Source organism: Streptomyces sp. NPDC104309, assembly GCF_055584025.1.
In genome coordinates, this window is record NZ_JBVJMV010000003.1 from 34,473 (window position 1) to 55,503 (window position 21,031).

The 21,031-nt window shown below is 70.1% G+C and carries 17 protein-coding genes; 10 read left to right on the plus strand and 7 right to left on the minus strand.

The window, feature by feature from the left end:
* Nucleotides 1–71 precede the first annotated feature (71 nt).
* From ACZ68L_RS04255 to ACZ68L_RS04265, 3 genes are read right to left on the minus strand one after another with little or no spacing between them, the layout of a single operon-like run.
* Entirely contained in the window at nucleotides 72–917 is an 846-nt protein-coding gene (locus tag ACZ68L_RS04255; protein ID WP_469574072.1) for an amidohydrolase family protein, read from the minus strand.
* On the minus strand, nucleotides 914–2,101 hold the full coding sequence (locus ACZ68L_RS04260; protein WP_469574073.1) for a mandelate racemase/muconate lactonizing enzyme family protein: 1,188 nt from the start codon (nucleotides 2,099–2,101) through the stop codon (nucleotides 914–916). Before ACZ68L_RS04260 ends, ACZ68L_RS04255 begins: the two co-directional genes overlap by 4 nt.
* Nucleotides 2,101–3,471 (minus strand): aspartate aminotransferase family protein, encoded by a 1,371-nt coding sequence (locus ACZ68L_RS04265; RefSeq protein ID WP_469574075.1) that lies wholly within the window; start codon nucleotides 3,469–3,471, stop codon nucleotides 2,101–2,103. The genes ACZ68L_RS04260 and ACZ68L_RS04265 overlap by 1 nt, the downstream gene beginning before the upstream one ends.
* 291 nt (nucleotides 3,472–3,762) lie before the next feature.
* Here ACZ68L_RS04265 and ACZ68L_RS04270 point away from each other — a divergent pair, with 291 nt between their 5' ends.
* From ACZ68L_RS04270 to ACZ68L_RS04315, 10 genes are all read left to right on the plus strand, one after another.
* Nucleotides 3,763–4,620: an IclR family transcriptional regulator gene (locus tag ACZ68L_RS04270; protein ID WP_469574077.1), complete on the plus strand. Its 858-nt coding sequence runs from the start codon at nucleotides 3,763–3,765 to the stop codon at nucleotides 4,618–4,620.
* 208 nt (nucleotides 4,621–4,828) lie between these two features.
* Nucleotides 4,829–6,979, plus strand: coding sequence for a peptidase C14 (locus tag ACZ68L_RS04275; protein WP_469574078.1), 2,151 nt, complete (start codon nucleotides 4,829–4,831; stop codon nucleotides 6,977–6,979).
* Between the two features lie 161 nt (nucleotides 6,980–7,140).
* Nucleotides 7,141–8,397 (plus strand): Gfo/Idh/MocA family protein, encoded by a 1,257-nt coding sequence (locus ACZ68L_RS04280; RefSeq protein WP_469574080.1) that lies wholly within the window; start codon nucleotides 7,141–7,143, stop codon nucleotides 8,395–8,397.
* Between the two features lie 212 nt (nucleotides 8,398–8,609).
* Complete coding sequence (locus ACZ68L_RS04285) at nucleotides 8,610–9,866, plus strand: ABC transporter substrate-binding protein (protein WP_469574081.1); 1,257 nt, start codon at nucleotides 8,610–8,612, stop codon at nucleotides 9,864–9,866.
* Nucleotides 9,867–9,975: 109 nt separating this feature from the next.
* Nucleotides 9,976–10,881, plus strand: coding sequence for a carbohydrate ABC transporter permease (locus tag ACZ68L_RS04290; protein ID WP_405689265.1), 906 nt, complete (start codon nucleotides 9,976–9,978; stop codon nucleotides 10,879–10,881).
* 2 nt (nucleotides 10,882–10,883) lie between these two features.
* Nucleotides 10,884–11,831, plus strand: coding sequence for a carbohydrate ABC transporter permease (locus ACZ68L_RS04295; RefSeq protein ID WP_469574082.1), 948 nt, complete (start codon nucleotides 10,884–10,886; stop codon nucleotides 11,829–11,831).
* Nucleotides 11,832–11,837: 6 nt separating this feature from the next.
* Complete coding sequence (locus ACZ68L_RS04300; protein ID WP_469574083.1) at nucleotides 11,838–12,866, plus strand: NAD-dependent epimerase/dehydratase family protein; 1,029 nt, start codon at nucleotides 11,838–11,840, stop codon at nucleotides 12,864–12,866.
* An 8-nt stretch (nucleotides 12,867–12,874) separates the two neighbouring features.
* A complete protein-coding gene (locus tag ACZ68L_RS04305; protein ID WP_469574084.1) occupies nucleotides 12,875–13,930 on the plus strand; it encodes a dihydrodipicolinate synthase family protein in 1,056 nt (351 codons plus the stop codon).
* Entirely contained in the window at nucleotides 13,914–14,936 is a 1,023-nt protein-coding gene (locus ACZ68L_RS04310) for a hydroxyacid dehydrogenase (protein WP_469574085.1), read from the plus strand. Before ACZ68L_RS04305 ends, ACZ68L_RS04310 begins: the two co-directional genes overlap by 17 nt.
* 69 nt (nucleotides 14,937–15,005) lie before the next feature.
* The gene (locus ACZ68L_RS04315) at nucleotides 15,006–15,854 is read left to right on the plus strand and encodes a fumarylacetoacetate hydrolase family protein (RefSeq protein ID WP_469574086.1); all 849 of its coding nucleotides are present in this window, start codon (nucleotides 15,006–15,008) and stop codon (nucleotides 15,852–15,854) included.
* A gap of 76 nt (nucleotides 15,855–15,930) precedes the next feature.
* Here the strand turns inward: ACZ68L_RS04315 and ACZ68L_RS04320 are convergent, their stop codons facing one another.
* The 4 genes from ACZ68L_RS04320 to ACZ68L_RS04335 all read right to left on the minus strand — a co-directional run bounded on the left by ACZ68L_RS04320 (nucleotide 15,931) and on the right by ACZ68L_RS04335 (nucleotide 20,848).
* Nucleotides 15,931–17,637, minus strand: a complete 1,707-nt coding sequence (locus ACZ68L_RS04320) for a flavin monoamine oxidase family protein (protein ID WP_469574088.1) — start codon at nucleotides 17,635–17,637, stop codon at nucleotides 15,931–15,933.
* 52 nt (nucleotides 17,638–17,689) lie between these two features.
* Nucleotides 17,690–18,487 carry a carbon-nitrogen hydrolase family protein gene (locus ACZ68L_RS04325; protein ID WP_469574089.1) on the minus strand — a complete coding sequence of 266 codons (798 nt, stop codon included), beginning with the start codon at nucleotides 18,485–18,487 and terminating at the stop codon, nucleotides 17,690–17,692.
* A gap of 336 nt (nucleotides 18,488–18,823) precedes the next feature.
* On the minus strand, nucleotides 18,824–19,279 hold the full coding sequence (locus ACZ68L_RS04330; RefSeq protein WP_351083545.1) for an Lrp/AsnC family transcriptional regulator: 456 nt from the start codon (nucleotides 19,277–19,279) through the stop codon (nucleotides 18,824–18,826).
* A gap of 111 nt (nucleotides 19,280–19,390) precedes the next feature.
* The gene (locus ACZ68L_RS04335; protein ID WP_469574091.1) at nucleotides 19,391–20,848 is read right to left on the minus strand and encodes an aldehyde dehydrogenase family protein; all 1,458 of its coding nucleotides are present in this window, start codon (nucleotides 20,846–20,848) and stop codon (nucleotides 19,391–19,393) included.
* Nucleotides 20,849–21,031 lie beyond the last annotated feature (183 nt).

Genomic DNA, 21,031 nt, shown 5'->3' on the forward strand with positions numbered 1-21,031 from the left:
TGCCGGCCGGCGCCCTCGGGCAGGGGGATGGCCCCGGGCACCGGCCGACAGGTTCGTGGGGAACGGCCCGGTCAGCCGCTCAGCCCCAGCAGGTCCAGCGACGGCCGGTGGATGATCTCCTCCACCGCGTCCACGTCGAGCGGCGGCAGCCCGGGGATGCCGGGGATGCGGGCGATCTCCCGCAGCCCCCGCACCGAGTCGTCGACTGTCGTGAACGGGTAGTCGCTGCCGAACATCAGCTTGTCGAAGACCCCGTAGTCCTGGACGAGCCGGAGGCTGTGCCAGAGCTGGAAGGGCCGGTAGTGCAGGGCGCTGATGTCCGCGTACACGTGCGGGTGCTTGCGAATGACCGCGATGCACTCGCCCTCGAAGGGGTGGCCGAGATGGGCCAGGACCATCCGCAGTTCGGGGTGGCGGATGGCGACCGCGTCCAGGTGGCGGGGCATCGCCCACTCCAGGGGCGCCTTCGACACAAAGGTCGTGCCGGTGTGCACCAGGAGCGGGAGTCCGTGCCGTTCGGCGTAGCCGTACAGCTCGTCGTACTCCTCGGCGGCCGGGTCGAAGCCCGCGTACATCGGCATCAGTTTGATGCCGCGCAGACCCAGTTCCTGGTGGCCGTAGCGGAGTTCGTCCTGCCAGCCGGGCTGGGTGGGGTCGAGGGAGAGGTAGCCGATGAGCCGGTCGGGGTGCTGTCCGACGTACGAGGCGACGGCCGTGTCGTCGACCCAGAGCCCGCTGCGCCGCGCCTTGCCGCCCACGACGATCGTGCGGGTGCCCTCGGGCGCCGTGGCGGCGTACTCCTCCCACTTCACCGTGAGGTCGACCTCGCCCGCGTGAGCGCGGGCGGAGTCCGACTTGAACGGGTCGGTGAAGTCGTGGCTGTGCCGGAAGAGGTGCGAGTGGACGTCGACGATCATGTCCGGTTCCGCTTCTCCCAGCCGTCCGCGAACATGTTCCAGAAGCGGTGGCTGGGCGGGTGTTCCTCGAAGACCTCGTCGACGAGCTCGACACCGAGCCCCGGGGCGGTCGGCAGGCCGATGTGGCCGTCGACGATCGGGAGGGTGCCTTTGAGGGCGTCGAAGACGTAGTCCTCCAGGAGTCCGTCGAAGGTTTCGAGGATCTTGAAGTTGGGGATTCCGAGCGTCGCGTGCACCGAGACGGTGGTGCAGAGCGGCGAGTTGGAGTTGTGCGGGGCCACGAGCATGCCGTGGGTATCGGCGATCGCGGCGAGCTTCCTGACCTCGGTGAAGCCGCCGGCCATCGAGAGGTCGGGCTGGATGATGTCGACCGCGTTCGTGGCGAAGAGCTGCTTGTACTCGTAGCGGTTGTGGAAGTGCTCACCGCCGGAGATGGGGAACGCGGCGCGCTGCCGCAGTTCCGCGTACCGCTCGATGTGGGTCCAGGGCATCGGCTCCTCGAACCAGCCGATGTCGAACGGTTCCAGTTCTCGTACGAGGCGGGCGGCGGTCGGCATGGCGAACCGCGCGTGGCCCTCGATGAACAGGTCGATGTCCGGCCCGATGGCTTCGCGGACGGCGGCCACGAGGTCGATGGAGCGACGCAGTTCGGCGCGTTCCAGCTCGTGGAGTCCGGGGCCGAACGGGTCGAACTTCAGGGCGGTGAAGCCCTTCGCCACGGTCTCCTTCGCCTTGGCGGCGAAGGTCTCGGGCTCGCGTTCGCCGGTGTACCAGCCGTTGGCGTACACACGTACGCTGTCGCGGCAGGCGCCGCCGGTCAGCCGGTACGCGGGGACGCCGAGCGCCTTGCCCATCAGGTCGTACATCGCCTGGTCGAGGCCGGACAGGGCGACGCCTCCCATGTCGCCGCCGCGCAGGAAGTCGCCCTGGTAGACGCGGAGCCAGAGCTCCTCGATGTCGAAGGGGTCGGCGCCGATGAGATGGCGCTGCGCCAGTGCCTCGGTGAGCGCGCAGACCTCGCGGACCCGGTAGGGGTGGGTGATCTCGCCGATGCCGGCCAGGCCCTCGTCGGTGTGGACCCGGACGTAGCCGAAGTCGCGCCAGGAGGTGCCGAGCATCAGGGTCTCGACGCGGGTGATGCGTCCGGCGGGGCCTGCGGGGCGGGTGCGGTTGACGGTCAGCATCAGCGGGTCGCTCCGCCCATGGTGGAGGTGTTCTCCAGGTCGCGGGCGCCGCCGTCGGCGAGGACGGCCTTGACCGCGGCCTCGGTGCCCTCGATCAGGCGGTCCACGTCGGCGTCGGTGTGGGCGTAGCTGATGTGGCTGCGCTTGAGGTTGAGCGGCAGCTCGAACAGGCCGTGGTCGAGGAGCTTGCGACGGTAGCCGACGAACAGGGAGGCGTCGTTGTTCAGCAGGTCCGCGTAGGTGCGGGGGGCCTCGCCCGGCATGAAGTAGCTGACGAAGACCGAGCCGTAGCCGGTGACGACGGCGGGGACGCCGAGACGCTCGTACAGCCCGGTCAGTTCGGTGCGGACGCGCTCGCCGAGCCGGAAGACGTGTTCGTGGACCGGTTCCTCGCGGAGCTTGCGCAGGGTGGCGAGAGCGGCGGCGACGACGGACGGGTGGCCGTTGTACGTACCGGCGAAGAAGGCGGGGGCGCCTGGGTGGGTGGAGAAGAGGTCCATCAGGTCGGCACGGCCGCCGATCGCGCCTACGGGGGCGCCGTTGGCGATGGCCTTGCCGAGGGTGGTGAGGTCGGGGGTGACACCGGAGATCTTCTGCCAGCCGCCGATGTCGTGGCGGAAGCCGGTGATGACCTCGTCGAAGATCAGGACGCTGCCGGCCCTGGTGGTCTCCTCGCGCAGCGTGGTGAGGAACTCCTGGTACGGCAGGAGCGCGCCGACGTTGTGCGGAACGGGCTCGACGATGACGGCGGCGATGTCGGCGCCGTGCTCGGCGAAGGTGCGGCGGACGGCCTCGCTGTCGTTGAAGGGCAGGACGAGGGTGGCTTCGAGGACCTCGGGCAGGATGCCGGTTGAGATCGGGTCGTGGCCGCCCACCATCGAAGGTGCGGAGATGACATTGAGACTGACCGCGTCGTGCCAGCCGTGGTAGCAGCCCTGGAACTTGACGACCAGGCGGCGGCCGGTGGCGGCGCGGGAGACGCGCAGCGCGTGGAACGTGGCCTCGCTGCCGGTGCTGGTGAGCAGCACCTTCTCGATCGACGGGATCAGCTCGGTGAGCTGTTCGGCGAGGAGGACCTCGCCCTCGGTGACGCCGACGCCCATGTGGCCGAGGGTGGCGCCGGCCTCGGCGGTGGCGCGGGCCACGTCGGGGTCGTTGTGACCGAGCAGCGGCGGGCCGAACGCCGAGTGGAAGTCGGTGTACTCGCGTCCGTCGGCGGTGCGGAACCGTGCGCCGTCGGTCCCGGTGACGACCAGGTCGGTCAGTCCGGGAACGCTGCGCTGACCGCTGTTCACGCCGCCGGGTACGACCTGGCGGGCGCGCTCGGCGAGTCGGGCTCCGGATTCGTTGCCCACCGGGCCTGAACTCATATCGCTTGCTCCTTGCGTCGAGAGTCGTCGGTTTTCGCAGGCCCTGCCCGGCCCGTGAGTCCCTGGCGCCATCCGCCCGGCAGTCGCCGCAGGAAGAGGGTGATCCGTGGTGCTTGGGTGGTGCGTCTCGCTTTTTCTGAACACTGTTCTGTAGAGCAGAACAGTGCCTGGATATTACGTGCGACGCCAAGGTCGGTCAACCCCCTCCCTGCCACGGAACGGCCCGCTGCCGCGCTTTTTTCACGACGAAAGCGTCCTCCGGCCTCCCTGGAGGCACTACGCTGTTCTGCTATGACGAACAGCTCTGCCTCAGAAGAACCGAAGTACTGGGTCAAGAGCGTGGCCAGGGCAGCGGACATCCTCGAAGCGCTCGCCGCCCCCACGCAGGGCAACGGCCTGAGCGTCACGGAGGTCGGCCAGGCCTGCTCGATCTCCAAGAGCGCCGCCTTCGGCATGCTCCAGACCCTGCGCGCCTACGGCCTCGTCTCGGACGACGGCGAGGGCATGAACCGCCGCTACCGGCTCGGCATGAGCCTGGCCCGGCTCGGCGACCGGGCCCGCTCCCAGGTCTCCCTGCGCGGGGTGGCCCACCCCGTGCTCAGCGAGCTCACCCGGACCACCGGCATGGCGTCCCGGCTCGCCGTGCCCGAGGACGGCCACGCGGTCGTCGTGGACCAGGTCGAGCTCGACCAGCGCGTCCGGCTCGATCTGCGCATGGGCCAGCGCGAGCTGCCGCACTGCACGGGGCTGGGCAAGGCCCTGCTCTCCGCCGTGCCGCAGGGCGAGGCCGCCGCGATCGTCGAGCGGTTCGGGCTGCCCCGGCGCACCTCCCGCACGATCACCGACCCGGCCACCTTCCTGTCGCATCTGCGTGACATCGCCCGGGTCGGCTACGCGCTGGACGACGAGGAGGACGCCGAGGGCATCATCTGCATCGGGGCGCCGGTCTTCGACGACCGGTCGGTGTGTGCCGGGGCCGTCTCCATCACCGGCCTCAAGCTCGGCCTGCCGGCCTGGCGCTACCAGGAGCTGGGCGGCCAGGTCCGCGACGCGGCCCGCCGGATCAGCGTCTCGCTGGGCTGGGTCGACGACACGGAGGACGGAGCGTCCGACAGCGACACATCGGATTCCGACGAATTCGGGTCTTGACTGATCGACGTAACCCGCCGTAGGTTCCCTGCCAACCGCGGTGACATTCTTCCGTCACCGGCGATTTACCCCTTCCGGCCCGCTTCCGGCGCCTGCCCATCGCGTCGTGAACATCCGACGGCCGGATCCTTTTCAGCCATCCGCCTCACGGCAGTCCACCGCAGGAACGCTCCCTCACTTTCGGCACTTCTCGGAAGGCGAAGTCCGCATGAGCGTTCCGCACCACCACACCTCCGCCTCGTCGCGTCGTACGTTGCTGCGGGCTTCGGGTCTGGCCGGTCTGGTCATGGCCGGTTCGGCCGTGGCCACCGGTTCCGCGCAGGCCGCGCCGTCGCACACCGGCGACGTACTGCGCCTGGACACGGTCGCCGAGCTGCGCGCGCTGAACACCAAGCCGCTCGACGACGGCACCCAGGTCCTGATCGCCGGATACCACGCCCCCGGCGACGGCGGCGCCCTGGCCGTGCGCTGGAACAAGAAGTCCACCGCCGCCCACAACGGCGGAACGGTCATCGCACCCACCAGCACCAAGTCCGGCCGCTGGCACCAGCTCCACACCGGCACCCTCGACTTCCGCACATTCGGCCACTTCGACGCCGAGGAACCCGCCGACACCGCCCTCGACGCGATGATCGCCGACAACAGCGTCCACCGCATCGAGGCCCACACCGACCTCCTGTTCACCAAACGCCACCTGTTCGACCGCTCCCACATCGAACTCGACTTCGGCGGCCACCGCATCCGCACCGAAGGCATCGAGAAGAACACCCACGACAACCCCTTCGGCGCCGTCCTCTCCTTCCGCGGCACCGTCACCGACACCACCGTCGAACACACTCTGGGCGCGGCGATGCCGGACCTCTCGGACCTGTTCGAGGTGGGCGACTCCTCGAAGTTCGCCGTCGGCCAGTGGTGGGCCGTGGAGATCAACGCCCTGGCGGGGAAGTACGAGAAGGAGATCCAGCGCCTCGTCCAGGTCACCGACGTCGTCGACTCGACGCACATCCGGGTCAACTACCAGATCGGCTGGGACCTGGCCGCCGGCCGCACCCTCACCTGGACCCGGATCGAGCCCGTCGACCGCGCCCACGTGCGCAACATGGTCTTCGAGGGCTGGGGCGACGACGAGATGACCGGCTCGCACCCGGTCGCGTACGAGTACGCGGTCCGCTGCGACGTCTCCGGCATCGAGGCGATCGGCACCTTCTGGCCGGTCGTGATGCGCCGCTGGTGCACGTACTACCGCACCGAGCAGTGCTCGCTGACCAACCCCAAGTCCGTCACGTACGGCGGCGCGGGCTACCTCACCCAGCAGATCTACTGCCTGTACGGGCACGTCGAGGACTGTCACACCTCCAACGCCCGCCATCTCAACGACTTCACGGCCTCCGCCTACTGCTACGTCACCAACTGCCACGGCGACGGTGACGACGAGGGCCCGTTCGTGACGCACGGCCAGTTCGAGCACGACCTCGTCTACACCGGCAACTCCGGCCTGATGACGTTCGCCAACTCCGGTGCCGCCTGGGGCGGCAGGGCCAAGCGGATCACCGTACGCAGACACGCCTGCTCCTGGTTCGTCGCCCGGGTCAAGATCACCGATCTGACGCTGGAGGACGTCCTGGTCATCGGCAAGAAGTCCCTGGCAGGCTCCGGCATGCTCTGGGTCAACGCCGACGGTGTGCAGATGCGCGGCTGCACGGCCACCGGCCCGCTGATCGTCTCCCGGGCATCGGATCTGTCCGCCCGCCCCAATGTGATCGCCGACTCCTCGTTCGCGTTCGCCGCGGGCGCGGAGATAACCCAGGCCAATGTGACCGTGCCGCTCACCCTGCAGCGCAACACACTGAAGGGCGTCGACGGCGCGGTCTTCAACGGCACCGGCCCGCTCGTCCTGGACCAGTGCACCCTGACCGGCTCCAAGGACACCGCCCCGGTCTCGCTCGCGCACGCCGACATCACCGTCCTCGGCGGTGAACTCCGCGACTCCGGGCTGAAGCTGACCTCGTCCAAGGACCAGCGACTGCGCGTCGACGGCACACGGCTGTCCGGCACCAACAAGGACGGCGCCCTGCTGGCCCGCACCGGCTCCGGACGGACCGTCGACTGGCAGCTGACCGGCCTCGACTCGACCGCGCCCAAGGGCACCGCCCATGTGCTGGTCACCGAGGGCCCCAACCGTTACCGGGCCACCGGCTCCACCTTCACCGGCGGCCGGATCGAACTGCGGCCCGCGGCGTTCGCCGGCACCACCAGCCATCTGCTGCACACCGGCTGCGTCGAGGACGGCACCGAACGCACCGCGCTGCCCGACGAGGGCGACCGTGTCGCCCACACCACGGCCACGCTGCGCTTCTGACCACTTGGGGCCTCTCGTTCGGATCACGCCGGGCTCGCGGGGGCCGGCACGCGCGCTCGCGGCGTTGTCCTCGGTCGTGCGATCGCACGCACCAGCCCCCGCTGCCTGATCCGGCCTGATCCGAACGAAACGCCCCAACCCATCGAGTACCAGGGATTCCCGTGTCCACGCATACCCCGATCACCGGCCGGCCCGTACGGGTCGCGCTCGTCGGCGCCGGCAACCGCGGTCTGACGTACGCCGAGTGGATCAAGGCGCACCCCGAGCGCGCCGAACTGGTCGCCGTCGCCGATCCGCGCCCCGCGGCGCGGGCCGCCGCCGGCGCACCCGTCGAGTTCGACGACTGGCGGCCGCTCGTCGAGAACCGCATCGCCGACGCCGTCGTCGTCGCCACCCAGGACCGCTTCCACGTGGAGCCGGTGCTGGCGCTGGCCGAGGCCGGTTACGCGATCCTCGCCGAGAAGCCGCTCGCCCCGACCGAGGAGGAGACCCGGCGGATCGTCGAGGGTGTGGAGCGGGCCGGGGTCCTGTTCGCGGTGTGCCACGTCATGCGGTACACCCCGTACACCGATCTGGTGAAGGAGGTCGTGGACTCCGGCGTGCTCGGCCAGCTGGTCTCCCTCGACCATCTGGAGCCGGTCGGCTGGTGGCACTACGCCCACAGCTACGTACGCGGGCCGTGGCGCAGCGAGAAGGACTCCTCCCCGATGCTGCTCGCCAAGTCCTGCCACGACCTGGACTGGATCACGTACGTCATGGGCGGCCGGATCGAACAGGTCACGAGCTTCGGCGGGCTGAAGCACTTCCGGCCCGAGAACGCTCCGGCCGGGTCCGCCGACCGCTGTCTGGACTGTGCGGTCGAGTCCGACTGCCCGTACAGCGCGCTGAAGCTGTACATGCCGACGCTGCGCGAGAAGGGCGCCGTCTGGCCGGTCACCCATGTCACCGAGGCGACCGACGAGGCCGGTCTCGTGCAGGCGCTGCGCGAGGGGCCGTACGGCGTCTGCGCGTACCGCGGCGACAACGACGTGGTCGACCACCAGGTCCTCGCGATGCAGCTGACGGACGGGGTGACCGCCACGTTCCAGATGGTGGCGTTCACCGAGCAGACGCACCGGCAGACCCGGATCTTCGGCTCGCACGGCTGGCTGATCGGTGACGGCGAGCGGGTCACCGTGCAGGACTTCCGGACCGGCGAGTCCACCGTCCACGAACTCGGCGCTTCCGGGTCGAACGCGGCCGACGGGCACGGTGGCGGGGACGCCGCGCTCGTCGAGGCGTTCGTCACCGCCGTCGCCACCGGTGACGCCGGGGCGGTCCGCTCCGGTCCCGCCACCTCGCTCGGCAGCCATCTCGCGGCGTTCGCCGCGGAACGTGCCCGGCACACCGGCACCGTCCAGACGGTCCCGGCGCAGTGACTCCCTCTGAAGGGCCTGTCGTTCGGACCACGCCGGGCTCGCGGGGGTCTGGCACGCACATCTGCCGCGTTGTCGTCGATCACCAACGCTCCGCGTTGGCTCAATCCTCCGCCTTGCAGCCGCACGCACCAAACCCCGCTCCCTGATCCGGCCTGATCCGAACGACAGGCCCTCTTTCCAGCCCCACCCTCACGTCCTCGGAGGACCACCTCATGTCCCGTCTCCTCACCCGCCGTTCCAGAGTCCGCGCCGTCGCCGCCCCCGTCCTCGCCACCGCCCTCGCCGCCGGTGTGCTGGCCGGCTGCTCCGGCAGCGGCAGCGACGACAACACCGTCACCATGTGGACCTACCCCGTCATCTTCGACGAGGCCAAGAACAAGGCCTACTGGGACGGTCTGGTCAAGGCGTTCGAGAAGAAGCACTCGGGCGTCAAGGTGAAGGTGGAGACCTTCCCGTGGGCCAACCGCGACACCGCGCTGGCCACCGCGATCGCCTCCGGCAAGGGTCCGGACGCGGTCTACCTGATCCCGGACCAGCTGCCGAAGTACGCCAAGAGCATCGTCGCGGCCGACGACTACATGCCGGCCGACGCCAAGGCGGACTACACGGACTTCGCGCTGAAGTCCGTCACGGTCGACGGCAAGGCGCTCGCCACCCCGATCCTCACCAGCGCCAACCCGCTGATCTGCGACAAGCGGGTGTTCGCCGCGATCGGCGAGAAGAACTACCCGACGAGCTGGGCGGAGCTGGAGGCGCTGGCCCCGAAGCTGAAGAAGAAGGGCTACTACGCCACCAGCTACAGCGGTGACACCCAGCAGACGCTCAACATGACCTTCTACCCGCTGCTGTGGCAGGCCGGCGGCGACGTCTTCTCCGAGGACGGCAAGAACGTCACCTTCAACGACGCCGCCGGCGTCAAGGCCCTGACGTACCTGAAGAAGCTCGTCGACGGCGGCTACACCGACAAGGACCTGGTCACCACCACGCCCAAGCTGGAGCAGACCCCCACCGCCAAGGGCAAGATCGCCTGCACCTGGCAGAACACCCCGGCGGACGTCGAGCCGTTCTGGGGCAAGGAGAACATCGTCGTCCAGCCGCCGCTGAAGGACGTCGAGTCGGTCGGATACGGCACCGTGGGCGCCCTGTCGATGCTGAAGGGCGCCGACAAGAAGAACACCGGCGACTGGCTGAACTTCGTCGCCGAGTCGCAGAACGCGGCCGGTCTGCAGAAGGCCGCGGGCTACTTCCCGGCCCGCAAGTCCGGTGGCGACCTGTACCCGGGCGACGCGCTGCAGACGGCGGTCGGCGCGACGCTGCCGAGCATGACCGTGGGTCCGCTCCAGGACAAGGCCCGTGAGGTCCAGGGCGTGCTCGCACCGGAGATCCAGGCGGCCCTGCTGGGCAAGAAGAGCCCGCAGGAGGCGCTGAACGCCGCGCAGAAGGCCGCGCAGGCGATGCTCGGCCGCTGATCACGCGCGGGGCCGGGGTCCGGCCGCAACCGGACCCCGGCCCCGCACCCTCCGGGGGAGCACGCTCCCCCGAGCCCCCGCAATTCCCCCGTACCGCAAGGAGATCCCCGTGGCAGTCGTCGCGGAACCCACCCGCCGGGGCCGTCGCAGCGGGCCGCAGGCGCGCCGCGAGGCCCGGATCGGCCTGCTCTTCGTCCTTCCGTGTTTCCTGCTCTTCCTCGCCTTCCGGTTCGGTCCGGGCGTCGCCGGTGTGCTGATGAGCTTCACCGACTACTCCCTGACCGGCGGCGGCAGCTTCATCGGGCTCGACAACTTCACCCGCCTGTGGGACGACCCGCTGTTCTGGCAGGCGCTGAAGGTCACGGTCCTCTACACCGTGCTCGCGGTGCCGGGCACGCTCATCGCGTCGGTGTCCCTGGCCCTGATCACCCGCCGCGCGTTCCGCGGCGCCAAGTTCTTCCGCTCGGTGTTCTTCCTGCCGGTCGTCACCTCGCTGGTGCTGGCCGCCACCGTCTTCGTCTGGATCTTCTCGACCGGCGGCCCGTGGTCCACCCTGATGGGCTGGTTCGGGATGTCCGAGGGCTCCTGGCTCTCCGACGACGTGCTGGTGCTGCCCGCGCTCGCGATCGTCGGCGTCTGGTCCCGCTTCGGGTACGGGATGCTCATCCTGCTGGCCCGGATGCAGGACATTCCGCGCGAGCTGGAGGAAGCCGCCCTCACCGACGGAGCGGGCCCCTGGCAGCGTTTCCGGTACATCGTGCTGCCGCAGCTCAAGCCCGCCCTGTTCTTCCTCGCCGTGATCGAGACGACGGCCTCGTTCCAGGTCTTCGACGCGGTCTACACCATGACCGGCGGCGGCCCCGCCAACGCCAGCTACACGCTCGTCTTCCAGCTCTACGACGCGGGCTTCAAGTACTTCGATCTGGGTTACGCCTCCGCCATCGGCGTCGCGCTCTTCGCGCTGACCGTGGTGGTCGCGGTGATCCAGCGGCTCGTGATCGGGAAGGACCAGTGACCATGACCGCAGCACCCGTAGAGACCGAGACCCCGCCCGTCGGCAAGGCCCCCGCGACACCCGACCGGGCCGCGCGGCGCGCCGAACGCACACTGCGCAAGCTGTCGGAACAGGACACCGTCCCGCACGGCATGCGCCCCACCCGGGCCGGCCGGATCGGGCGCGCCGTGCTGCTCACGGTGGCCGCGATCGTGACGATCTTCCCGTTCTACGCGATGGTCGTACTCTCCCTGAAGCCGTCCGCGGCGGTCGAATTCCCCGGCAGTCTGCTGCCGTGGCCGCTGACCGGCGAGGCGTACAGCACCGTCATGAACGCCCAGGACGTGCCGCGCTGGCTGGTCAACACCCTGGTCTACTCGGTCGTCTCCGTCGTCGGCGTACTGCTGCTCGCCTCGCTCGCCGGGTACGCGTTCGCCAAGAAGCGCTTCCCGGGCCGGGAGACGATGTTCTGGTCGTTCCTGTCGATGGTGATGGTCCCGTACCACGTCACGATGATCCCCACGTTCGCGATGATCGCGAAGCTGGGCGGCGTGGACACCTACTGGGGTCTGATCGTGCCGACCCTGGCCAATGCCCAGGCGGTGTTCCTGATGCGGCAGTTCATCCAGGGACTGCCCGACGAACTCTTCGAGGCCGCCCGGCTGGACGGCTGCAGCGAGTGGCAGATCTTCTACCGCATCGTGCTGCCGCTGCTGAAGCCGATCCTCGCCACGCTCGGCGTCTTCGTCTTCCTGTGGCACTGGAACGACTTCCTCTGGCCGCTGGTCATCGGCCAGTCCACCGACATGCGCACCCTCACCGTCGGCATCGCCTCGCTCCAGCAGCAGAACGTGCCGCTCAATGTGGTGCTCTCCGGCTCCGTCATCGCGTTCGTGCCCATCTTCGCCGCGTACATGGTGGGCCAGCGCTACTTCACCGAGGGCGTCACCGCGTCCGGAATCAAGGGATAGCTACGAATGTTCACCGATGAGGCCGCTCTGGAAGAGCGGCTCGCCACCCCCTCCCCCGCGCTCGTCGCCGACCTCGGCCGCCTCGAAGGCGATCTGCTGGTGCTCGGCGCCGGCGGCAAGATGGGCCCCAGCCTGTGCACGCTGGCCCGCCGGGCGCTGGACGCCGCGGGCCGTACCGATGTGACCGTGTACGCGGTCTCCCGCTGGTCCGACAAGTCCGCCGCCGATGCGCTGGAGGCGGCCGGGGTCTCCACCGTCGCCTTCGACCTGATGGACCCGGCCGCCGATCTGGCCGAGCTGCCCGACGCCGGGAACATCGTCTTCATGGTCGGCGCCAAGTTCGGCTCCGCCGGGGCGCCTTCGCACGCCTGGGCCGTGAACGCGGCGATGCCGGACCGGGTGGCGCGCCGCTGGCCGGGCTCGCGGATCGCCGCGTTCTCCACCGGCAACGTGTACCCGCTGGTGCCGGTCGCCTCCGGTGGCTGCACCGAGAGCGACCCGGTCGGCCCGGTCGGCGAGTACGCCATGTCGTGCCTGGGCCGCGAGCGGATATTCGGCCACGCGGCGCTGACCCGGGGAACCAGGGTCGCCAACATTCGGCTCAACTACGCGGTCGACCTGCGCTACGGCGTCCTCGCCGACATCGCCCATCGCGTGCAGGTGGGCGAGCCGGTGGATGTGACGACCGGTCACGCCAACGTGGTGTGGCAGGGTTACGCCAACGAGGTCGCGCTGCGTTCCCTGCTGCACGCCACCGACGGCGAGGCGTTCACCCTCAACCTGACCGGACCCGAGACCGCGTCGGTGCGCCGCATCGCGCAGTGGTTCGGCGAGGAGTTCGACCGGGAACCGGTCTTCGCGGGCGAGGAGGCACCCACCGCGCTGCTCTCCGACGCGAGCGGCTGCCACGCCCTCTTCGGATATCCGGATGTCGCGCTGCGCACCCTCGTCGAGTGGCAGGCCGACTGGCTGCGCCGCGGGCTGCCGCTGTCCGGCAAGCCCACCAAGTTCCAGGTCCGTGACGGAAGGTTCTGATCCACTCCATGTCCACTCCCTCCCTCCTGTCCACCCCGGCCCTGGACGCGCTGGCCCGCGGTGCCGTGATCCCCGCCCACCCGCTGGCCCTGCACGCCGACGGCTCCTTCGACGAGCGCCGGCAGCGCGCGCTGACCCGCTACTACCTCGCCTCCGGCGCGGGCGGGGTCGCCGTCGCCGTCCACACCACGCAGTTCGAGATCCGGGAACCGGAGGTCGGTCTGTTCCGGCCGGTCCTGGAGCTGGCCGCCGAGACGATCGACGCCGAGGCCGGCCGGCCGTTCATCAAGGTCGCCGGGGCCTGCGGGTACACCGCGCAGGCCGTCGCCGAGGCCGAGACCGCAGCCGCGCTCGGCTACGACGCGGTGCTGCTCAGCCCGGCCGTGCCCGGCGCGGACGAGAAGGGGCTGCTGGACCGGGCCAGGGCGGTCGGCGAAGTGCTGCCGGTGATCGGCTTCTACCTCCAGGAGGCCGTCGGCGGGCGGTACCTGTCGCCCGGCTTCTGGTCCGCGTTCACCGATCTGCCGAACACGGTCGCGGTGAAGATCGCCCCGTTCGACCGGTACCGCACCGCCGATGTCGTACGGGCGGTGGCCGCCGCGGACCGCGCCGACGAGGTGGCGCTGTACACCGGCAACGACGACGACATCATCGGTGATCTGCTCACCCCGTACGAGACGGCGGGCGGCACGCCCCGTTGGTTCGCGGGCGGCCTCCTCGGCCAGTGGGCCGTGTGGACGAGCTCCGCGGTGACGCTCCTCGACGACGTCCGCAGGGCACGCGGCGGGGACCACGAGGCGATGGTGCGCTGCCTGACCCGTCGCTCCGAGCTGACCGATGCCAACAGCGCGGTCTTCGATGTGCGCGGCGCGTTCCGCGGCTGCATCGCTGGAGTGCACGAAGTGCTGCGTCGCCAGGGGCTGTTGGCGAACATCCGGTGCCTGGACCCGGCCGAGACGCTCTCCCCCGGACAGGCCGAGGAGATCAGTCGGGTGGCCGCGGCCTACCCTTGGCTGACCGATGACGCCTTCGTTGCGGAGCACCTCGATGCCTGGCTCTCCTGATCCTGCCGACCGCTCCCGGGTGGTCGTCGCCGTACCGCCGGGCCTGCGGGCCCAGTTCTTCACCGCCGAGGTCTGGCGGGAGCTGGAACGCGCGGCGGAGCTGACGGTCCTGGACGACCACTCCGACCGGGCGGCGGTGGCTGCGGCGCTGCCCGGCGCCCGCGCGCTGATCACCTCATGGCGTGCGCCCAAGGTGGACGCCGAACTCCTCGCATCCGCCGACCGGTTGGAGCTGGTGGCGCACACCGGTTCGGCGGTCGCGCCCTATGTCACCGAGGAGGTGTTCCGGCGGGGCATCGTGGTCACCCAGGCGGGTGACGAGATGGCCCGCCCGGTCGCCGAGGTGGCTCTGGCGTTCACGCTCTCGCTGCTCCACCGCGTCCAGCGCTTCGACCACGCCCTGCGCGGCGGGCTGGAGTGGGCGGCGGCGAGCGCGGCCCCGCCGCGCCACGAGATCCACGGCAGCGACATCGGCGTGATCGGCGCCTCCCGCACCGGACGTGCCTACATCGCCCTGGTGCAAGCGATGGGGGCGCGGGTCGGCGTCAGCGACCCCTACCTCTCCGACGCGGACGCCGAGGCGCTCGGCGTGGAGTGCGTGCACCTGGAGACGCTGCTGTCCCGCAGCAGGATCGTGGCCGTGCACGCGCCGGTCACCGAGGAGACCCACCGGATGATCGGCGCCGAACAGCTGGCGCTGATGCCGGACGGGGCGGGCCTGGTGAACACCGCCAGGTCGTGGCTGGTCGACGAGGACGCGCTCCTCGCCGAACTGTCGACCGGACGGCTGGACGCGGCGATCGACGTCTTCGACGCCGAGCCGCTGCCCGTCGGCCACCCCTTCCGTTCCCTCCCGAACGTGCTGCTCACCCCGCACCAGGCGGCGGGCAGTGTCGAGTGCCGGCGGCGGCTCGGTACGAGCGCCGTCGACGAGGTGCTGCGGCTGCTCTCCGGACGTCCCCCGGTCCACGCCGTCACCGCCGACGCCCTCGCCCGTCTGCACTGAGGGCTGTCCCGCGAGGCGGGCCATCTCCGCCGCCCCCAACCCCCATACCTGTCAGGAGAATTCACCTCCATGCGACTGATGCGCATCGGTGAACCGGGCCATGAGCGCCCCGTCGCCATCTGCCCCGAGGGCCGTCACCACGACCTGTCCGGCATCACCGACGACATCGACGGCGCGTTCCTCGCCGCGCTCGCCGACCGTCCGAACCTGGTGCCCGCCGAGCCGGCGCTCCCCGGGATCGACATCACCGGTCAGCGGATCGGCGCCCCGGTGGCCCGCCCCTCCGCGCTGCTCTGCATCGGCCAGAACTACGCGGCCCACGCGGCGGAGTCGGGCAGCGAGCCGCCCGAGCAGCCGATCCTGTTCTACAAGTCGCCGAACACCGTCGTCGGCCCGTACGACGACGTGCTGATCCCGCGCGGCTCGAAGAAGACCGACTGGGAGGTGGAGCTGGCCGTCGTGATCGGCCGCCGCGCCTCCTACCTGGACTCCCCCGCCGACGCCGCCGCGCACATCGCGGGATACGCCGTCAGCAACGACGTCTCCGAGCGCGCCTTCCAGCTGGAGGAGTCGGGCGGCCAGTGGTCCAAGGGCAAGAGCTGCGCCACGTTCAACCCGCTGGGCCCGGTGCTGGTGACGGCCGACGAGGTCGGCGACCCGCAGCGGCTGCGGCTGCGCAGCTATGTGAACGGGGAGCCGCGGCAGGACTCCAGCACCGCGGACATGATCTTCAGCGTGGCGCATCTGGTGCACCATCTGTCGCAGTACCTGGTGCTGGAGCCCGGCGACATCATCAACACCGGTACTCCGCAGGGGGTGGCACTGTCCGGCCGCTTCCCCTACCTCGGCCCGGACGACGTGATGGAGGTCGAGATCTCGGGCCTCGGCCGGCAGCGCAGCGTCTGCCGGCCCGCGTAAGGGCTGTCCCGTAATCCCTGGCGGACGGGCGGCGTCAGCCACGGCTTGCGGGACAGCCCTCAGCACCGAACGGGCCTCAGTCCTCCGGGAGTTCGACCGGGGCGATGTCCTCGAAGACGTCGCCGGGGCCGGGGTTCGACGCATCGGTCGCGCCGCCGAACTGGGTCATCACACCCCAGACGGCGTTGAGCGCGGTCTGTACGGCGCCCTCGGCCCATCCGGCCGTCCAGGAGATGTCGTCGCCCGCGAGGAACAGCCCCCGCCGGTCGGCGGGCAGCCGGTCCTGCATGAAGTGGGTGAACAACCGCCGCTGGTAGCGGTAGTGGCCCGGCAGGTTGGCCTTGAACGCCCCCATGAACCAGGGCTCGTTCTCCCACGAGACCGTCACCGGGTTGCCGATGATGTGCTTCCTGACGTCGACGTCGGGATAGATCTCGCCGAGCGACTTCAGCATGACGTCCATGCGCTCGTTCGGGGAGAGCGGCAGCCACTTCAGGCTGTCGTCGCACCAGGTGTACGAGAGGCAGATGACGGCCGGCCTGTCGGGGCCGTCGTCCAGGAGGTACGTGCCGCGGGTCATCCGGTCGGTGAGCGTCATCGACATGGTGTCCCGCCCGGTCGGCGCGCCCTTGTCGTCGACCGCCCCGTCCAGCCAGAACGGCCGGTCGACGGGCACGAACAGCTTGGACGACTCCATGTAGTGGGTGCGCTCCATCGCCGTCCAGTGGTCGATCGGGAAGAGCGCGTCGTCACAGTCGATCTTCGAGAGCAGCAGCCAGGACTGCCCGGTGAAGATCGCGGCCGGGTACGTGCGGATGTCGCCCGTGGCGTCGGTGACGGTGATCCGGTTCCCGGCGGTGCGGTTCAGCCGGGTCACGGCGGGGCGCGGTTCTCCGCCGTGCAGCGAGGACAGCGAGGTACCGAGCGGCCAGTGGACGATCTTGTGCGGTTCGCGGTCCCAGAGCCGCAGCGGGAGCTGCTGGCTGCCGCCGACGATGCCCCGGTGGTGGTCGTCCGCCTCGGTGTAGACGACGCGCAGGATCTCCAGGATGGAGTTGGGGAAGTCGGTGTCCCAGCCGCCGGTGCCGAAGCCGACCTGCCCGAAGATCTCCCGGTGCCGGAACGACTTGAAGGCGTCGGAGTCGCAGAGGAATCCGTAGAAGGTCTGGTTGTCGAGCTTACGGACGAGCTCCGCCCAGATCTCCCGGATGCGCGGCACATCGCGTTCGCGCATCGCGCGGTTCATGTCGGAGAAGTCGGCGCCCTCCTCCAGGCACCGGTTCCAGGCGTCCATCACATCGCGGTAGACCTGCGGCAGATCATCGATGGTCCGCGCGTAGTGCGACTCGCCCTTGAGGTCGACGACGGTCGACGGGGTGGCCGGGGAGAGCGGGTTGGGGAACGGCTTCGTCTCCAGGCCCACCAGATCGATGTAGTGCTGGAGCGCGGTGGACGACGGCGGGAAGCGCATCGCGCCCATCTCGGCGGTGAGCTGCGGGTCGCAGCCGTCGAATCCGACGGTGCGCAGCCGCCCGCCGATCTCGTCCGCCTCGTAGACGACGGGCTTGAGCCCCATCTTCATCAGCTCGTACGCGGCGACGATGCCGGACAGCCCGCCGCCGATGACGGCGACCTCGGTGCCGTGCTCGGTCGCCGGTATCTGCCCGATGCCCGCGGGGTGGGCCAGGAAGTCGTCGTACGCGTAGGGGAAGTCCGGCCCGAACATGGTGATGGGCTCGGCGGCGTCGGTGTGCTGGACGGCGTTGGGCACCGTGGACGTCATGGGGTACGGACTCCTTGCACGAAAAAGAGGGGGGTGGAACGGGGCGGCGGGCTCAGACGAGGGAGCCGTACAGGCCGGGGCGACGGTCGTTCAGATACGGGTTGGCTGCGCGCGACGCGCTCAGGAACTCGGGGTCGACCTCACCGATGACCAGTTCCTCGCCACGTCCGGCGCGAGTGCGGACGGTGCCGTCGGGGCCGGCCAGACAGCTCAGTCCGACGAACTCGAACTCGCCTTCCGGTCCGGTCCTGTTGACGTACGCCACGTACAGCTGGTTCTCGAAGGCGCGGACCGGTACGACGGACTCGGCGACGAACTGGAAGGGGTGCATCTGCGCGGTGGGCACCAGCAGCAGATCGGTGCCGGCCAGGGCGTGCGAGCGGACGTTCTCCGGGAACTCGACGTCGTAGCAGATCATGATCCCGACGCGAACGCCGTCCAGTTCGGCCTGGACCACGGTCCGCTCGCCCGGGGTGAACCACTCCTGCTCGAAGCAGCCGAAGAGATGGGTCTTGCGGTAGTTCGCGAGCGCGGCCCCGTCCGGTCCGACGAGCTGCGCGGCGTTGAAGATCTTCTCGCCCGCGCGCTCCGGGTAGCCGTAGAGGACCGCGAGACCGTGTCGTGCGGCGATCTGGGCGACGGCACGGGCCGACGGCCCGTCGGCCGGCTCGGCCAGCCGGGGCACGTCGGCACCGATCGCGTATCCGGTGAGGAACAGTTCGGGACAGACCAGCAGGCGGGCCCCGCCGTCCGCCGCCCGCCGCGCGGCTTCGTCGAGCACCTTGATGTTCTCGTCCACATGGCCGGGTCGTCCGGAACTCTGGAGCAGGGCGGTGCGCAACGGCGGCATGGCTGACCTCGGGCGGTGCGGGCTGGGCGGGGACGTATCGAAGGTACGGTCCCCCGCTCGGCCCGGACAAGGCGCGACTGTTGCGCGTACACCGTCGATCCATTGCGCTCCGACGGCCTGCCGCGGCGATTCATTGCGCAGGACGTCTTCGCAGGTCAGCTGGGTGACGCAGGTCTCATTCCCGCCATGTCCCACCCGGTACGCCCAAGCCGCCCCGCACGAGCGGTCCCGGCCCGGCACACCTCGGGCCCGCCCGTGCGACCCGGCCCACCCGGCACGCCTCGGGCCCGTCCCGCGATGGCGGACGGGGCAGCCGTCGCGGGACGACCCGCACCCCTATCCCGGCGACCCCGACGAATACCGCCGCAGCAGCGGCGAGAGCACCAGCACGGACTTTGTCCGCTCCACGTACGGCTCTCCGGCGATCCGTTCGAGCACCTGCTCGAAGTGGCGCATGTCCGCGGCGAAGACCTGCACGATCGCGTCGGCCTCCCCCGTCACCGTGGAGGCCGACGCGATCTCCGGGTACCGCGCCAGTCCCTGCTTGATCGCCTCCGGCGAGGTATTGCGGCTGCAGTAGATCTCGATGAAACCCTCGGTCTCCCAGCCCAGCGCGGCCGGGTCCACCCGCACCGTGAAGCCGGTGATGGCGCCCTCGGCGCGCAGGCGGTCCACGCGGCGCTTCACGGCGGGCGCGGACAGGCCGATGATCGCGCCGATGTCCGCGTAGGAGCGCCGGGCGTCTTCGGCGAGGGCGTGGACGATGCGTTCGTCGAGGTCGTTCAGGCGCACTTCGGGCGGTTCACTTCTCTGCGGTGGTCTGCTCCGGGGGCGGCGTGGGCCGCCCCCGAAGTAGACCACGGCGCCGCCCCGCCGGGCGCGCTCACCGCATCCGGTGACCGGTCAGAACGGGAACTGCGAGCGGCCGTGCTGGACCGAGATCCACTTCTGGGTGGTGAAGGCCTCGACCATCGACTCGCCGTTCAGCCGGCCGAGGCCGGAGCTCTTCTCGCCGCCGAACGGGACGATGGGCTCGTCGTGGACCGTGCCGTCGTTGATGTGGATCATGCCGGTGTGGATGCGCCGGCCGATCCGTACACCGCGCTCGATGTCGCCCGTGTGCACCGCGCCGCTCAGACCGTACGGGGTGTCGTTGGCGATCCGTACCGCCTCGTCCTCCCCGTCGAACGGCACGAGGAGCGCGACCGGTCCGAAGATCTCCTGGGACAGGACGGGGGAATCGGCGGCCAGGCCGGTGAGCACGGACGGGCTCACCAGATTGCCTTCCGTCCGGCCGTGCAGCAGGGCCGTCGCACCGGCCTCGACGGTCTGGTCGACGAGCGAGGAAATGGCCTCGGCCTGGGAGGAGTTGATCAGCGGGCCGATCACGGTCCGCGGGTCGGCCGGGTCACCGACCGGCAGCGAGGCGACCTTGGCGACGAACTTCTCGGTGAACTCCTTCTCCACCGCCCGGTCGACCAGGATGCGGTTCGCGGCCATGCAGACCTGGCCCTGGTGCACGTAACGGCTGAACACGGCCGCGTCCACGGCGTAGTCCAGATCGGCGTCGTCGAGGACGATGAGCGCGCTGTTGCCGCCGAGTTCGAGCACGGCCCGCTTGAGGTGCGCCGCGCACACCGTGGCGACGTGCCGTCCCACCTTGTCCGAGCCGGTGAAGGAGATGACCTGCGGAACGGGGTGCTCCAGCAGCGCGTCACCGATCTCGGCGATGTCGGTGACCACGACGTTCAGGAGCCCGGCCGGCAGCCCCGCCTCCTCGAACACCTTGGCCACCAGCGTGCCGCCGCAGACCGGGGTGTTCTGGTGCGGCTTGAGCACCACGGCGTTGCCGAGCGCCAGCGCGGGGGCGACCGACTTCAGCGACAGCAGGAACGGGAAGTTGAAGGGGCTGATGACTCCCACCACGCCGACGGGCACCCGGTAGACACGGTTCTCCTTGCCCTCGGTCGGCGAGGGCAGGATCTGCCCGGCGGGCCGCAGCGCGAGCTGGACCGACTCCCGCAGGAACTCCTTGACGAGATGCAGCTCGAAGGCGGCCTTCAGCCGGGTGCCGCCGAGTTCCGCGACGATCGCGTCGCTGATCTCGGACTCGCGCTCCTCGACGACGCGCAGCGCCCGCTCCAGCACCAGCCGGCGGGCGTACGGGTTGGTGTCGCCCCATGCCCGCTGGGCGGCCTCGGCGGACCGGTACGCCTGGTCCACCTCCTCGGCCGTGGCGACCGTGATCGAGGCGAGCTTCTCCCCGTTGTACGGATTGAAGTCGATGATGTCCCAGGAACCCTTGCCCGGCCTCCACTCTCCGTCGATGTACTGATGGGCCAGGTCGGTGAAGAAGGACATGAGATCCCTTACCGCAGAGAGGCGGGCAGCTGATTGCGCTTCATATTACTTACATTTCAATGGGGTTGAAGCGGATCACCACGGGATCCGAGGGCTGGAATCGGACATCCCCGATGTCCGAGGATGCCCGGGAACGACCTTGCCCCCCACGGCGCGAACGGCCGTGAGGGGCAAGGGTGGTGC